Consider the following 16,640-nt stretch of genomic DNA (forward strand, 5'->3'; position numbering starts at 1 on the left):
TATTTGATTTTTATGTAGTATATTTCTTTCTGCTGTAAAAAATAATAAAAACCCCAAATCTGTCCCGAAATTCCAGGCAGGTCTGGGGTTTTCTCGTTTTTTGTGTTAATTTTTTTTGAACTTTTTATAGTCAATTATCTTAAAATTAATATAAATTTTAACATAATTAAGGTTTATGTGTTTAATTTGTTAAATATTATGTTAACTTAAACTAAAACTTTATGATAAAAAAATTACTCAATTTATTGTGCATTATAATGGTACTGCCATTTTGCGCTGTAAATGCACAAAATTATCAGGCGTTTACTATAACATCCGGATACAATGCAGATGTTATAGCTAACGGTATTGGTCCATCTGCGTTGTCAACAACAATGGCTGTAGATAATGCTGATTTTAATTTCATGGCTAATAATTTTCAACTAACGGGTTCATCAACTGCGCCTGCTTATGCATTGCCTTCTACCGGATTAATTACTTCATTGGTAACACCGGGATTAAATTATCAGCTAGGTCCATTAACCGGACCTAATTCCTTAAGAATAGACACAACTACCAGTGGTACACTTGCTTTTTCTAGCCCTGTATCAGCGACTAAAGTATTCGTATTGATTACTTCAGGGAGCGGAATTTCAACTATAGATGCAGTAGTTAACTTTAGCGATGCTACATCACAGCCTCTTATTGCTGCAACTGTACCCGATTGGTTTTCAGGTACGGCACTGCCTACTGCGGCTTCAGGTTTCGGGCGTGTAAGCAGGCTTACTGATATATTGGAAAATCCTTCGGGTAATCCAAGGCTATATCAATTAACTATTGATATTCTTCCGGCAAATCAAACCAAACCAATAACAAGTATACAGTTTACAAAGACATCGACTGCAGAAGGTGTTGTTAATGTATTTGCTGTATCGGCCAATGTTTTGGGTACATGTCCTTCGCCATCATCAATAACTGTAGATCAAAGCAGTTTAGTAACAACGACAATTAACTGGACTGTTCCGGTAATAGTACCTGCTGGCGGATATGATTATTATTTATCAATACTAGCTACAGCACCTGTTGCAGCAACCACTCCTACAGGAAATGTTGCTGTACCCACAGTTGCATTAAACAGCCTTATTTTAGGAACACCTTATTATTTTTGGGTAAGGTCAAATTGCAGTCCTACAGATAAAGGACCATGGCAATTAAAGACATTCACACCTGGGCAGGTGTCTTATGTATATGCTGGAGGAGAAATTTCATCAATGTTTCAGGATGAGGATATAGAGCCTGTAACAGAAACATCTGTAACACCATGTCCTGGTTCGTTAACTGTAAACGTTCCTGCGGGTTACAAAATTGCATCTGTTGGAACGGCTTATACTATGACAACAGGTTCTGGTGCTTATCAGTCAGAACAAAGAAGTTTATTAAGATGTATAACAACAAATACATCCGAAGCAGCTATAATTACCGGACCTCCGGCTTTTGGAGGTACTGCTACTTATAACCGTACCGGATTGAATATAGCAAATAATGCTACAGGTGCTGTTCAGTTCGAATTAAGAGCATGGAGAGTATGGGGTGATTTTGAGGAAGATCAATGTGGTGTGATATATAATAAAGTAGATGCCGGAAGCTGGACAATTACAGTTACACTTGAATCGATTATTTGTGTGCCTCCCGCAGCTCCAACAGCAGCTGCTACTCAATCACTATGCGCAACGGCTACTGTAGCAAATTTAACAGCTACAGGAACAACGGGCGCAGTTATGCAATGGTATACAGCCCCAACAGGAGGTACTGCATTAGCAGTAACAACACCGTTGGCTGCCGGAAATTACTATGGCGCTCAAAAAATTGGTAACTGTGAGAGTTTAACAAGAACACCGGTAGCAGTAACTTTATTGGCAGCAACACCACTACCTGTAGCAGCTCCACAAGCATTTTGTTCTGGTGCTAATGTAACAAGTTTGCTTGCAACAGGAGTTACAGGCGGAACCTTCAAATGGTACACAGCTCTAACCGGTGGAACAGAATTGGCAGGAACTACACCGTTAGTAACAGGTAATTATTTTGTATCACAAACAGTAACAGGCTGCGAGAGTTTAAGAACGTCTGTAGTTGTAACAATAACTACAACGGCATTACCTGTAGCAGTTGCACAGGGACATTGTTTTGGGGCTACTGTGGCTAACTTAGTTGCTACAGCAGCTACGGGTGGAACATTAAAATGGTATGCAGTGTCAACAGGCGGTACAGAGCTGACGCCTACTACAGCATTAGCTTCAGGTAATTATTATGTGTCTCAAACTATAACAGCTTGCGAAAGTGTAAGAGTACTGGTAGTGGTAACTATAACTACACCTACACTGCCTACAGCGAATACCCAGACACATTGTTCAGGTGCTACCGTGGCAAATTTAACTGCTACAGGTACTACAGGCGCAACGTTTAAATGGTATACTGCTCTTACTGGCGGTACAGAACTGGTAGCAACAACACCATTAATAGCAGGCAATTATTTTGTGTCTCAAACTGTAAATGGATGTGAAAGTTTAAGAGTATCGGTGGCGGTAACGGTAACTATAACGGCATTGCCAACTGCTACTGCTCAAACCCATTGTTCTGGTGCTACAGTAGCAAATTTAACTGTTACAGGTACTACAGGGGCAACGTTTAAATGGTATGCAGCTTTAACAGGTGGAACAGCACTACCAGCAACTACGCCATTAACTGCAGGTACTTATTTTGTATCTCAGACAGTAAGTGGCTGTGAAAGTTTACGACTTCCTGTGATAGTAACGGTAAATGCAACTGCATTACCAACAGTTAATACTCAAATATATTGTGCTGGGGCTACCGTCGCAAACTTAGTTGCAACAGGAGAGACGGGTGCAGCATTTAAATGGTACACAGCTTTAACCGGTGGAACAGAATTGGCAGGAACTACACCGTTAGTAACAGGTAATTATTTTGTATCGCAAACAGTAAACGGATGTGAAAGTGCAAGAAAAATTGCTGTAGTAACGATTGCAGCTTCTGTAAATGCACCTGCTGCAGTAAATCAGGCGGTGTGTTCAGGTAGTTCAGTGGGCAGTCTGGCTGTTACTGGAGAAACCGGAGCAACATTCAACTGGTATTCGGCGCCAGCCGGAGGTACTGCACTAACAGTAGGCACTTCAGTTGTAGACGGAACTTATTATGTATCACAAACTATAGGAACTTGCGAAAGTATCAGGATTCCGGTTATTGTAACGATTACCGTTGTAACCGATGTTATAGTGCTTGAAGAATATTCATATTGTGGAGATGCTACAATAGCAGATATCACTATTGATGGTGTTATGACAGGAGCTACTGTTAAGTGGTATTCAGGAGGAGATGAATTACTTACTCCGGATACAGTGCTTGTAAGTGGTACTTATTTTGTTACACAGTCTATAGGTTTATGTGAAAGCGCTATGACCGAAGTTGTAGTGGTGGTTAACCCAATTCCAAATAGTCCTGAAGGAGAAACGCAACAGGATTTTGAAGAAGGTGAAACAATTGCAGCTCTTGATATCGAAACCATTACGGGCGCAGTTGTGTCATGGTATATACTTGACGAAGACGTATATGTAAGTGTACCGGTTGGTACAGTGCTTGAAGATGGTGTAACGTATTATGTTAAACAAGTAGTTGGTACATGCGAAAGTGAAATGCTTGCAGTTACTGCAAATGCAGTTTTAGGCAGATCATCTTTTGATGTAAAAAGCCTAATGGTATATCCAAACCCGGCTGTTGATGTACTTACTGTGTCAGGTAAGACAGATCTTTCTGAAATTGTAGTTAGTAATTTACTAGGGCAGGAGGTTATACGCCAAAAAGTAAATGGTAATTCTACACAAATTAATATCTCAGGATTATCGCAGGCAAGTTATATACTACAGGTGTATACTGCAGAGGGAGCATCAGCTTCTATTAAAATAGTCAAACAGTAACATAAATAGTTTTTAGTTTTTAGATAAAGGGTCTGGCTTATGCCGGCCCTTTATTTTTATAGTTATGCCTAAAATAAAGGCATAAAAAAACCATCCGTTAGGATGGTTTTTCATTTAATCAGGGTGTTTTATTGTTGCTTAAGGCTTCTGATCTGCTTAAGCTTTTCTTTCCATGTTTTAAGTTCTTCTTTGTGACGCTCAATGGTTTTAAGTACTTCTTTTACAAAAGGATTATCGCCTTTAGCATTCGAGATAAACTGGATGTTATTTTCCAGCTGGAAGATCTCTCCCTGTACTTCATCAATCTTACGCATAATGAATAACTGTTCGTTTTCCAGTCTGCGGGTATCATCACCTTCGGCAAGCTGGCCAAGACGGTTATTGAATTTAACCATATCGGTTTCCTTTTTAGAAAGGCTTAGCTTGTCAAAAAGGGCATCAAGAATCTTGTTGAATTTACCCTCGATATGTCTTCTTGCTTGCGGTACACGTCCAAAACTTTTCCAGTTTTCTATATGCTTTTTGATGGCATCAAGATCGGTCCTGTGGTCACCTGTAAGTTCAAATTCTTTAAGGTTATCAAGGTATTCTTTTTTCTTTTCAAAGGCATCAATCTCTTCTTTGTTAGCTTCGTTGCGCTGTGCATGTAGTCTGTCAAAGAAATGGTTACAGGCACCTTTAAAATCTTTCCAAACACTATCGGAATATTTTCTAGGTACATGACCAATTTTTTTCCACTCTTCCTGTATTTGTTTCATTACGGCAGTGGTGCCTTCAAAATCTTCACTTTCCTGTAAAGATCTTGCTTTCTCAACTAAAGCCTGTTTTTTATTCAGGTTATCCTGTTGGTCTTTTTTAATGTCTTTGTAAAAAGAGTTCTTTACGGTATTAAAGTTCCTTACAGCAGCTTTAAAAGCAGCCCAGGTGTCTTCATTTACCTCTAGTGGCACTTTACCAGCTTTAAAGAATTGCTCTCTTAATGCTTCGATACGGTCTATTTGACCCTGCCATGCGTTATGAGCTGTTATTTTCTCTTCAGCGATAGCATTTATGCCGGCAATGATTTCTTTCTTTTTAGCAAGATTTTCTTCTTCAAGTTCTCTGCTTTTAGCCACTAAGCCTTCACGTTTGTCGTGCAGCTGTTTTGTAAGCTCGCTAAAACGATTCCATATCTCCTCACGGTGATCTCTGGATACAGGGCCTATTTCTTCTTTCCAGATTTTGTGCAGTGCCTGCAATTCGCGGAAAGCTTTATTGATATCTTCTTCTTTTACAAGCTCTTCTACGCGGGCAATAATTTTTTGTTTTTGCTCCAGGTTATGTTTAAAGTCCATATCTCTGGCCTCTCTGTCAAGGTGCAGGTGGTCATAAAAACGCTCTATATGGAAGTGGAAGTTGTTCCAAACGTGGTTGTATTTGTCGCGAGGAATTGGTCCGGCGTTTTTCCAACGATCACGAAGATCACTCACATGCTTAAGAGCATCTTTCATGTTTTCACCGCCATCTGTAAGTCCTTTCAGCTCTTCAATAATGGCAAGCCTGTTTTCAAGGTTACCTTTTAAATCTGTCTGAAGCTTTTTAAAATGACTGTTTTTTCTGTCTCTGTATTGGTTATACAGTGTGTCAAATTTTCCTTTAAGAGGGAAGTGGTATTCAAAGTCAGTAGTGTCACCATTGTTATCATGGCTGTACTCATCTTTTTTCTCCTCAATAAAGTGATTGTATTTAGAGTAGAATTCTTTTTTTATTTCTTCAACGTGGTCCTTAACCGACATCACTTTTTCATTACCTACATGTTTCTCAAGTTCAGCTGTAAGCTCTTCCATGGATAACTCTTCGTAGTTTTGCATAGGGATATCATGCCTTTCTAAAAGGGAATCGTCTTCACCTTCTTCAGCATTAGTCTCAGCAATAGCTTCAACAGCAGATAATTGTTTGTCTTCTACTGCAGGAGCAGCAGTTTCTGCGGCAACTTCAGGCTCGTCAGCTACTTTAGCCGCTTCAAGTAGTTCTTTTGGCGCAAAAGGCAGCTGCCCTTCGGTTTCATGAACAACAGGAACCTCGTCGTTTTCAACATTGTTGTTTTCAGGTGAATAGTCGGTCTGTACAGTACCATTCACTTGATTTACTTGCTCTCCATCTGCGTCATGCAGGTTATCATTCTTTTCTTCTAACATTGTAAAATGCTTAAGGGATTAATAGCTTAATTGTCGAAAGATACTAAAGACAGTTTAAAATTCAAAGAAAAACATGAATTTCTAAAGTTTAAGTTATATTTTTTTAAATTTAAATAATAATTTTAGGATTGACTGAATACTTATTACCTATTCCAAATTTCCCATGCTTTCTCGGCCTGGTGCACTAGCATTTCATAACCATTCTTTATAACAGCACCTTTTTCTGAAGCACGTTTTAAAAACTCGGTCTTTACCGGATTGTAAACCAAATCAAAAGCGATGTGTTTACTGGTAAATAAATCATAGTTTATAGGTGGGCATTCTTCAACATCGGGAAATGTACCTAGTGGGGTAGTATTAATTATGATCTGGTATTCATTGAAAACTTCTTCATTAAGTGAATTGTATGCATAGATGGTTTCATTGCTGGTGCGTGAAACAAAATCATATTCAATGTTCATTTTGCGCAGGGCATAGGCAACAGCTTTAGATGCGCCTCCTGTGCCCAGTATTAATGCTTTTGTATGATGTGATTTCAGGAGAGGCTTCAGGGCTTTTTTAAAACCATAATGATCTGTATTATATCCTTTAAGCCCTTTCTTTGTAATAGCAATGGTGTTAACAGCTCCTATTATAGCAGCAGTTTTAGACACCTTATCTAATAGTGGAATAACCGTTTCTTTGTACGGAATAGTAATATTAAGCCCTTTAAGCCTTTTTGTATCTTCAATAAGTACAGGAAGCTGTTGTATATCTACAATGTCAAAATTGGTGTACATGTAACCGTCTAATCCTTCTTCTCTGAATTTTTTATTAAAATAGGCAGCAGAAAAAGAGTAGCTTATATTGTGGCCTACGAGCCCGAATGCTTTTGGTTTCAAATTAGTAAGGAATTAAAGATAAAGACATTTTTGTACTTACAGACCTGGTTTGTTCAAATGTTGGTGACCATTTTGGCTTCTGCATAATTACTATGGTAACGTCTTTTTTATGTTTTTTATTTTCTGAGTTCGCTCTATTTATATCAGAAACCCTGCCATTTTTATAATAATGAATATTATAAAAAAGGGGAAGAGATTTCATTGTTTTTTTAAAAGAACCGAGATTTAAATTTTCGTAAAGCAATTTATGAAAATTAGTTTTACCTCCTGGAAATTCTTAATCCCTATCAGAAACATTTAAAGATATTGTTTCATGCTCATGTGTATTGCTAAACAAGTGGCTGAGCAGTAATATTATATATTTAGCATACTTCCTGAATTATAAAAAATAAAAAAAACCTGATTAGGTTTGTGTTCCAATCAGGTTTTCAAAATAAATTAAAATGTATTATTTCTTTTTCTTATGCTTTGCTATTGCATCCTGCACGGTTTCTGAGTACCATATAGCAGGGAAATATTCTTCAATCAGCGTATGATGTTTAAAGCCCAATCGTAGTCCGTTGCTAAGGTGAAATACTGCTTTATCTGTTTCCTGCTGCATGAAATATAGCCCCGATAAACGGTATTCGATTTCATACTCATCAGTAAAATATTCAGATGCCTGCAGCAATGTAGTAATGGCGGTATCATACTCGCCAAGAACTACAAGTGTATCGGTCCAAAACAACCAGGTGTCTAACTGGTAATCACCAAACTCTACAGCTTTTCGGTAGCCTTCTTCAGCTTCTTCGTGAAAGCTCAGTGCTTTGTTTATAATGGCATAACGTTTCCAGTACAATTTATTCTCGTTGTCAATACCAATGGCTTTATTTACATAATACAGCGCTTTTTGGTGGTTTTTACGACGAATGTAAAAGTCGGTAATAGCTATCCATGCTTTGTCTAATAACGGGTCTTCATGAACCGTCTTTAGATAGAACTTAAGTGCCTCTTCAAAATTGTTTAAACGCTCATGGCATTTACCCACGCGCAATAACGCAAAAGAAGTAGGGTCATCAAGTTCCATTGTTGTTGTGTAACACTCGATAGCTTCTTCGTAGCGTTTTAATTTCTCAAGGGTTTTCGCTTTTTCAAGGAATGCTCCCAGGAAACTATCATCAATAAGAGTAGCATAATCAAATGCACGCAATGCACCTTCATAATCTTTTATGGCATAATGCTGCCTTCCTAACTGGTGCCATGCCACCTCACTGTAAGGATTCTTGTCAATAAATGTATTTAAAAACTCTACAGCCTCAAGGTTTTGGTCAAGGAAATCAAAACAATACACTACGTTATATAGTGCAGAGTGATCTTCAGTATCCTCTTCCAGGCATTTAATAAAATTATCCCTGGCCAGCTCTAAGTTATCCATAAACAGGTATTCCATACCTATAAGCGAATAAACATCGGCAAAGTCATCGGTGTATTTTAGAGCAATCTTTAAAAGTTCAACCGCTTTTTCGTGCTGGTCTCTCTTAGAGTAAATATTAGCCTTCTGGATGTAAATTTCTTCGTTAGTAGGCTCTATAGCATATAAGTCATTCAATAATCGTTCTGCTAGGTCAAGCTTATCGTCAAAAACTAAAAGCTCAACTTGTACTAATTTTAAGCCTGTGGATCTGGGATGCTGTTCCAGACCGAGTTTTAAGGCCTTTTTAGCTAAATTTATTTTTCCGGTGTCGAGATAATGAAGAATAATGTCCTCAAACTCTTCGGAGTCAAAGAATAAAACTTTGTTGGTTTTCAACATCGATTCAAACTTTGATAAGGATAAACTGTGATCTTCTTCTTCTTGGCTCAAATTCATATTCCTGATGTTTAAAATTATCCTTCTTAAAGTTACGAAATGTAAAGGTTAGAAAGAAATAATTTAGATTTGTTTTGAACAATTTAATTAACAAATTTTGACGCTAATTTTCCTATTGTTCAGCAAGGATCTCGTTCATAACTTCAATAATAATGCCACATCCTTCTTTAATCTCATCTTCTGAGATTGTTAGGGGAGGAGTTATCCTTATAGCACAGCCTTCAAACAGCAGCCAGAACAAAATAAGTCCTTTTTCCTGGCAGCGTAATATTACTTTATCTGTAATATCGGCTCTTTCAGTCATAGCAGCAAGCATAAGGCCTATGCCGCGTACTTCTTTAATTAATGGGTGCACTAAAAGTGTTCTGAATAATTTTTCTTTTTTCAGTGCCTGCGCCATTATGTCAGTCTCAACCAGCTCCTGCAATGTAGCTAAACATGCAGCAGCGATAACAGGGTGTCCGCCAAAAGTGGTTATATGGCCTAGTTTTGGGTCGTGGCTTAATAAATCCATCATTTCAGCCGATGCAGTAAAGGCACCTACCGGCATTCCGCCACCCATACCTTTACCCATAACAACTACGTCAGGAACTACATTATAGTTTTCAAAACCAAATAGTTTTCCTGTACGGCCAAATCCAGGTTGTATCTCATCCAGTATCATTACAGCTCCTACTTCGTCACAACGCTGTCTCACTTTTTTAAGAAATTCGTTGTGAGGCTGTATAAAACCGGCTCCGCCCTGAATGGTTTCCAGTATAATTCCGGCAGTTTTTGTCGTTATCTTTAAAAGATCTTCTTCGTTATTGAATGTAATAAAATCGACATCGGGTATTAGCGGTCGGAAGATTTGCTTACGCTCTTCATGTCCCATTACACTCATAGACCCCATCGTATTACCATGATAAGCACTAAAACACGAAATGAGCTGGCTTCTTCCTGTAACCCTTCGTGCTAGTTTTAAGGCACCCTCTGTAGCTTCTGTACCCGAATTGGTAAGATAAGTTTTGTTTAATTGAGCAGGCATGTTCATAGCAAGCAATTTACATAGTTCCGTTGCCGGATGCTGTGCATACTCACCATATACCATAACGTGCGAATATTTATTCAACTGGTCTATTATGGCACCGTTTACTCTTGGATGCTGGTGACCAAGGCTTGCTGCCGAAACTCCGGCTACAAAGTCAAGGTAAGACTTGTTGTTTGTGTCGTATATATAAGAACCCTTAGCATGAGAAACTTCCATTCCTAATGGGTAAGGAGAAGTTTGTGCCTGGTACTTTAAAAAATCATTGATCATTGTAATGTAATTTATGCGTGTGGCCGTATTGGGGCTGTTTGATTGCTGATATTACTCAGCTTTTACCGGAGCTTTTTTAGGTTTTGGCTTCGGATTGTTTTTGTCATAATTCAGCGTTTCTTTCGAAGGCGTCATAGGAGTGTCTACTTTGTCCTTATTCTTATCGCTATCTTTTACTATTTTATCGTGTATTTCCTGCTCTTCAGGCGGAAATATATCATCTTTGGTTTTTATTATTTCATCACCCCGCCATATGAAGCCCCGTAGTTTTCTAACATTCTGAGGTAATTCCGCATCAGGGTATATCTGGCTTTCGGTCTTTTTAAAAAGAGTAGCCGATGTGATCTGGTTGTCTTTTAATTCAAGGTGAATCCTGCTGCCTACACCTTTGTCTATTCCAAATAACACCTCTTTATCATACATGTAAAAGATCTTCTCGGCATTACCTATCAGGTCTACCTGGTAGAGTTTATTATCCCGGAATTTACCATAGAGGTTTTTACCCTTTATCTGATTGTACCCGGTTCCGAGTGTGTCCTTCTGAATAATAAAAGCATTACTGAGCACCTTAAGGGAGTCGATTTGTTCTGTTTTACTATTAGATATAATATGAATTACATCTCCGGTAAGCTGGCTGTCGCCATTCCATACTACCGGACGTTTTATTAGCTGTGTGAGCCCCCTTGCTTCATCCGAATGAATAGAGTCACATTTACCACTCATGTCGGTTTTATAAAATCGGGCATTGTTATAACCTCTCATAATCCTGCTGCCGGGTTTTCCTGTAACCACAAGACGTTTTGCATGGGTGTATAAAGAGTCATTCTCTACCTGTGTAACAGCCAGAGCTCTTTTTTCTATAAATAAAGAATCCTTCATTTTATATACTTCAGCATAATGCCCCATTACCTTAAATTTGTTTACAGTATCGGTAACGCTTACATTCCGTGTTGCCGATGAAAACTGTTTGTTCCGGTCATAATAAAGACTATCGCCCTTAATGATCTGGGTGTCCTGTTTTATATAGGATTTAGTTAGTAAATGAGCTAAATTTTTCTTGGTGTCGTAAAATCCTTTTTCGGTATAGATAAAACTGTCTTTTCCTGTAATGGTTGTTGGTCCAAAAACATACGAATGCCCAGAATTGGTGTAATAGTCCAAATGATTGGTCTTCATTACATATTTAGGATTCGTAAGTGTAACAGCGGTAAGGAACTGGTATTTTTTCTGCGCAATAAAAAAGCGTCCGGATTTGCTTTTTAAGGTATTTTCACCACTCACAATTGTACCATAAGAATTGTAATAGGCCTGCTGAGTATTTCGGTCTAAATTAATAGTATCGGTCACAAGGCTCATTTCCGGCGAACGCATGTTAACGTTACCGGTTGCATAGGCAAATTTCTTATCACCATTATATTCTGCATAACGGCTGTCCATAAATAAGGTGTCTCCCTGGTTAATTTTTACATTACCAAATAACTTAATATAGTTTTCATCAATAAACTGATAAGCCTTATTGCAGGTTATAATAGCTCCGTCATGGTTTACCCTTACATTGCCTATTAATACAACAGCGCCGGGAATTTCCGTTTGGTTATGATCTGTAAAATCAGCATATTCTAAAATAATCTTCTTTTTTTCCTGGGCTATAGAGAAATGGCTCCAAAAGAAGCTGAAGGATATAAATAAGAAAAATAGTTTTTTCAAGGTCTAAAAATTTGGGACAAATTTACGCAAATTATATAACAATAATCAGGACTCATCTATCGAAGATTAAAACGTTAAAATGGGTTTGAAAATTATATGAAAAGGTTGTTCTTTTGATCAATTTTAATATTTTAACTATATAGTTTCATTGGTCATTCGCATTGCAGAGAAATATTCTATTTTAATATGAACCAGTTCTTTTTTAATTTTTACAGCTATTTCATTTCCTTCCCGGTCAAGTTCATTACCTATATTGAGGTCGTTAAATCCGTTATGATGTGCGTCTTTGTATTTTGATAACCATATAATAATCTGATTTACTATATCGTCGCTTAATTTTAGGTCTTTTGGGTTTAAATATCCTGCTTTATATTTATCTCTAATTCCTGTTCCACCCAGATAACCATCAACTATTAAATATTTCATGTACTATTTATTATTTGTTAGGATTATGGTAGCATAAACACAGATAGATATATGAAAAAGGCCATTCTTTCGAACGGCCTTTTAAAAATTATTTCATTATCGTCTGAGTCCTGTCCGGACCTACCGAAACTACTTTGATAGGCACTTCAAGTTCTCTTTCAATAAACTCAATGTATTCTTTTAATTCAGCAGGAAGCTGATCGTAAGTTGTCATTCCTGTAAGGTCTGCAGCCCATCCTTTTTTCTCAACAAAAACAGGAGTTACATTTTCCGGTTCAATGTTGTAAGGAAGGTAATCTGTTTGTTTTCCTTTGTATTCGTATGCAGTACATATTTTCAGGGTATCAAAACCAGAAAGTACGTCACCTTTCATCATGTAAAGAGCAGTAACTCCGTTTACCTGTACAGCATATTTCAATGCTACAAGATCTAACCATCCGCAACGTCTTGCTCTGCCTGTTACAGATCCAAATTCGTTACCTACGCGTGCCATTGTAGCACCGTCTTCATCAAAAAGTTCAGTAGGGAATGGTCCGCTGCCCACACGTGTAGTGTAAGCTTTAAAGATACCAAATACATCTTTCACTTTGTTTGGAGCAATACCAAGACCTGTACATGCACCTGCAGCAGTAGTGTTAGATGATGTTACAAACGGGTATGTACCAAAATCGATATCAAGTAAAGAACCCTGTGCGCCTTCGGCAAGGATCGTTTTACCTTCTTTCATTGCTTTGTTAAGATATTCTTCGCTATCAATAAAAGTTAATTTTTTCAATTCTTCTATTGCAGTGAAAAATTCTGTTTCAAGTTCAGCAAGATCATATTCAAGATCTACGTTGTAGAAATCGATCATTGACTGGTGCTTGTCAGCGAGAGCACGATAGCGCTCTTTAAAATCAACAAGTTCGATATCGCCTACGCGGATACCGTTTCTGCCGGTTTTGTCCATATATGTTGGGCCAATACCTTTAAGTGTTGAGCCTATTTTCGCTTTACCTTTAGAAGCCTCAGAAGCTGCGTCTAATAAACGGTGAGTTGGCAGGATAAGGTGCGCTTTTCTAGATATAAAAAGACGTGATACAATATCAATGTTGAATTTTTCCAGTCCTTCAAGCTCTTTTACAAAAACTACAGGGTCAATAACTACACCATTACCAATGATGTTTACTGATTTTTCATGGAAAATTCCGGAAGGAATTGTTCTTAGAACGTGTTTAATACCATCAAATTCCAGTGTGTGACCAGCGTTAGGTCCGCCCTGGAAACGGGCAATAATATCATATTTAGAGGTGAGTACGTCAACGATCTTTCCTTTGCCTTCGTCGCCCCACTGTAATCCAAGCAGCAAATCTACGGTCATTCCTTTATTATTTATTATATTGAAATTATTGTTTTTTCGTGTAATCTTTAAAAATAAAAACCAATCCTTATTCAGGGTTGGTTTGTCGTTGCTTTAAAACGATCCCTTATATTAATTTTCAGCAGCAGGCTGTTCAGCGATGGGCTGATCGGCTGCAGGCTGTTTTTTATGGCCGTAAAGGTATAAAGAATGGTTATGAATTTCAATACCAAATATTTCTTCTATCGTTTTTTTGATAGTTTGTATTCTTGGGTCACAAAATTCTATAACTTCTCCAGTATCGGTCATAATAATGTGATCATGCTGCTTATCAAAATAAGATTTTTCATAATGCGACTGGTTCTGTCCAAACTGGTGTCTTCTTACCAGATTACTTTCCAATAGCAGCTCTATCGTGTTGTAAAGCGTTGCACGGCTCACACGATAGTTTTTGTTCTTCATTTTTATGTACAGCGATTCTATGTCAAAATGATCCTGAGCATTGTAAATTTCCTGAAGTATAGCATAGCGTTCAGGTGTTTTCCTGTGTCCCTTCTGTTCAAGGAATTTGGTGAAAACATTTTTTACAATGTCCTGGTTTTTATTATTTTCCATTGGTTTTTGTATCGATAGGGCAAAGATAATCTAATTTTCGTGAAGTGAAAGTATTAAACTTAATTGTTGTAGATACGTGTTACTTTATCTATACCCTCAATTTTTTTAATGTTGTCTATAAGTTTTTTAAGAATAGTGTTGTTTTGTACTACTACAGTTACCTGTCCGTTAAATATACCCGCATTACCACTAAGGGAAATACTTTGAATGTTTACGTGCATATTGTTCGAAATAACCTTAGTAAGTTCGTTAGTAAGGCCTAAAATGTCCATACCCGTAATTTTAAGTGTGGCCTTAAATTCTTCCTGTGAAGAATCAATCCACTTGGCCTGCATAATGCGATATGCATAATTAGACTGTAATCTAATGGCATTGGGGCAATCTTTTTTATGTACTTTGATCCCTTCATTAATGGTAATGAATCCAAAGACATCGTCTCCCGGTATAGGGTTACAGCAGCTGGAAAGTTTATAATCCAGTTTATCTTCATTTTTACCAAAAACCAAAAGGTCATAGTTACGGCTTATCTCTTCTTTATGAATTTGTTCCTGAGGCACACTAGGCGTACGCTTCATTTTATTCTTAAAGAAGTTCATAAATGTATTGCTCTTTAAGGCGGCGAAGTCCTTAAGCTGCTGATTGTCTATAGTCCCTACACCCACACGATAAAACAGGTCAAGACTGGTTTTTAACTTAAAATAATTTACCAGTTCGTTAACCGTATTTTCATTAAGTATGATTTTTAAATGGCGCAGTTTACGGGTAAGTAGTTCTTTACCGTCTTCAGCTATTTTTTTGGTACTTTCATTAAGTACGTTCTTGATTTTGTTTTTAGCACGCGATGTAGTAACATAATCTAACCAGTGCGGAGTTGGTTTTTGGTTGAGCGATGTAATTACCTCTACCTGATCACCACTATTAAGTACATGGTTAAGCGGTACTAATTTTCCGTTTACGCGCGTTCCTCTCGTGTGAATACCTATTTCTGAGTGGATACTGAAAGCAAAATCCAGTGAAGTAGCACCTTTGGGCAGAGATTTTATTTCGCCTTTTGGAGTAAAGACATAAATTTCCTTAGCATAAAGATTCAGTTTAAAGTCCTCTACAAAGTCAACCGCATTCGCGGATGAATTCTCGAGTGCTTCTTTAAGCAGGTTTAGCCAGGTTTCAAGACCATGTTCTTCGGTATTAGCACCCTGTTTGTATTTGTAATGGGCAGCATAGCCTTTTTCAGCAACTTCATCCATACGCTCACTACGCACCTGTATTTCTACCCATCGGCCTTTCGGTCCCATAACAGTAATGTGAAGGGCTTCATACCCTGTAGATTTAGGTGACGATATCCAGTCCCTAAGCCTGCTTGGACTGGGACGGTAATGATCGGTTACTATAGAGTATATTTTCCAGGCAACAAATTTTTCTTCGTGCTGGTCCGATTTATAAATAATACGCAGCGCAAACTTATCGTACACTTCGTCAAAGGTTACCCCTTGAGCAAGCATCTTTCTGCGAATGGAGTAAATCGATTTTGGACGGCCTTTTATTACATAGTCAATTCCTTCAACATCCAGAGAAGCTTTCAAAACATCCGATATTGATTTTATGTAAGCATCCTGTTCTTCTTTGGTCTCTTTCATTTTGCTCACAATGTCATTGTACACTGCGGGCTCTGTATATTTTAGTCCAAGGTCTTCCAGTTCGTTTTTAATGTTGTATAAACCTAAACGGTGTGCAAGAGGAGCATAAATATACAATGTTTCCGATGCAATTTTTGCCTGCTTGTAATCGGCCATCGATTCCATAGTCTGCATATTATGCAGCCTGTCGGCGATCTTGATAAGAATAACCCTTACATCATCATTCAGCGTAAGCAGCATCTTTCTAAAGTTCTCTGCCTGCATCGACATCTCCTGATCGGTCTTTACCTGTGCAATTTTGGTAAGGCCTTCCACGATCTGTGCAATTTTTGGATTAAACATCTTTTCGATGTCAGCCACAGTGATATCAGTATCTTCAACTACATCATGCAGTAGGGCAGAGGCAATAGATGTTGCTCCAAGTCCAATTTCTGAGGCTACAATTTTAGCTACAGCAATAGGGTGGAAGATATAAGCTTCGCCCGATTTTCTTCGCTGGTCTTTGTGTGCGTCCACTGCAACGTCAAAAGCTTTTCGAATTAGCTTTTTATCGTCTTCAGAAAGTGTTTGGTAACTAATACGGAGTAATTCCTTATATTCTTTAGCAATAGCTTTATTTTCCTGTTCTATATCAATTTCTATCATAGTCATGTATCAATAGCCTTAAAATTAATGATAATTTTTATCAATTGCAAGTGCCATGATAGTATTATTCTATGGTTGTATAGGTAATTTACCGGA

The 16,640-nt window shown here is 37.9% G+C and carries 10 protein-coding genes; 1 reads left to right on the plus strand and 9 read right to left on the minus strand.

All coding sequences use genetic code 11. The annotated features are described in order from the left end of the window. Positions 1–221 precede the first annotated feature (221 nt). Complete coding sequence (locus EPI11_RS16785) at positions 222–3,968, plus strand: Ig-like domain-containing protein (protein WP_128391148.1); 3,747 nt, start codon at positions 222–224, stop codon at positions 3,966–3,968. Positions 3,969–4,096: 128 nt separating this feature from the next. On the opposite strand, the gene EPI11_RS16790 is transcribed toward EPI11_RS16785, so the two are convergent. From EPI11_RS16790 to EPI11_RS16830, 9 genes are all read right to left on the minus strand, one after another. Beyond that, positions 4,097–6,145, minus strand: coding sequence for a DUF349 domain-containing protein (locus tag EPI11_RS16790; RefSeq protein WP_128391149.1), 2,049 nt, complete (start codon positions 6,143–6,145; stop codon positions 4,097–4,099). A 143-nt stretch (positions 6,146–6,288) separates the two neighbouring features. Next, positions 6,289–7,026, minus strand: coding sequence for a shikimate dehydrogenase family protein (locus EPI11_RS16795; RefSeq protein WP_128391150.1), 738 nt, complete (start codon positions 7,024–7,026; stop codon positions 6,289–6,291). 448 nt (positions 7,027–7,474) lie between these two features. Continuing rightward, positions 7,475–8,875, minus strand: a complete 1,401-nt coding sequence (locus EPI11_RS16800; RefSeq protein WP_128391151.1) for a tetratricopeptide repeat protein — start codon at positions 8,873–8,875, stop codon at positions 7,475–7,477. 112 nt (positions 8,876–8,987) lie between these two features. Then, complete coding sequence (locus EPI11_RS16805) at positions 8,988–10,175, minus strand: aspartate aminotransferase family protein (protein ID WP_128391152.1); 1,188 nt, start codon at positions 10,173–10,175, stop codon at positions 8,988–8,990. Between the two features lie 51 nt (positions 10,176–10,226). Then, entirely contained in the window at positions 10,227–11,882 is a 1,656-nt protein-coding gene (locus EPI11_RS16810; RefSeq protein WP_128391153.1) for an OstA-like protein, read from the minus strand. A gap of 135 nt (positions 11,883–12,017) precedes the next feature. Continuing rightward, positions 12,018–12,308, minus strand: a complete 291-nt coding sequence (locus tag EPI11_RS16815) for a hypothetical protein (protein WP_128391154.1) — start codon at positions 12,306–12,308, stop codon at positions 12,018–12,020. A gap of 88 nt (positions 12,309–12,396) precedes the next feature. Further along, entirely contained in the window at positions 12,397–13,668 is a 1,272-nt protein-coding gene (locus EPI11_RS16820) for an adenylosuccinate synthase (RefSeq protein ID WP_128391155.1), read from the minus strand. Positions 13,669–13,779: 111 nt separating this feature from the next. Next, the gene (locus tag EPI11_RS16825) at positions 13,780–14,262 is read right to left on the minus strand and encodes a Fur family transcriptional regulator (RefSeq protein ID WP_128391156.1); all 483 of its coding nucleotides are present in this window, start codon (positions 14,260–14,262) and stop codon (positions 13,780–13,782) included. Between the two features lie 59 nt (positions 14,263–14,321). Continuing rightward, positions 14,322–16,544, minus strand: coding sequence for a RelA/SpoT family protein (locus EPI11_RS16830; RefSeq protein ID WP_128391202.1), 2,223 nt, complete (start codon positions 16,542–16,544; stop codon positions 14,322–14,324). Positions 16,545–16,640 lie beyond the last annotated feature (96 nt).

This window comes from Flavobacterium cerinum, assembly GCF_004028155.1.
Classification (GTDB): domain Bacteria; phylum Bacteroidota; class Bacteroidia; order Flavobacteriales; family Flavobacteriaceae; genus Flavobacterium; species Flavobacterium cerinum.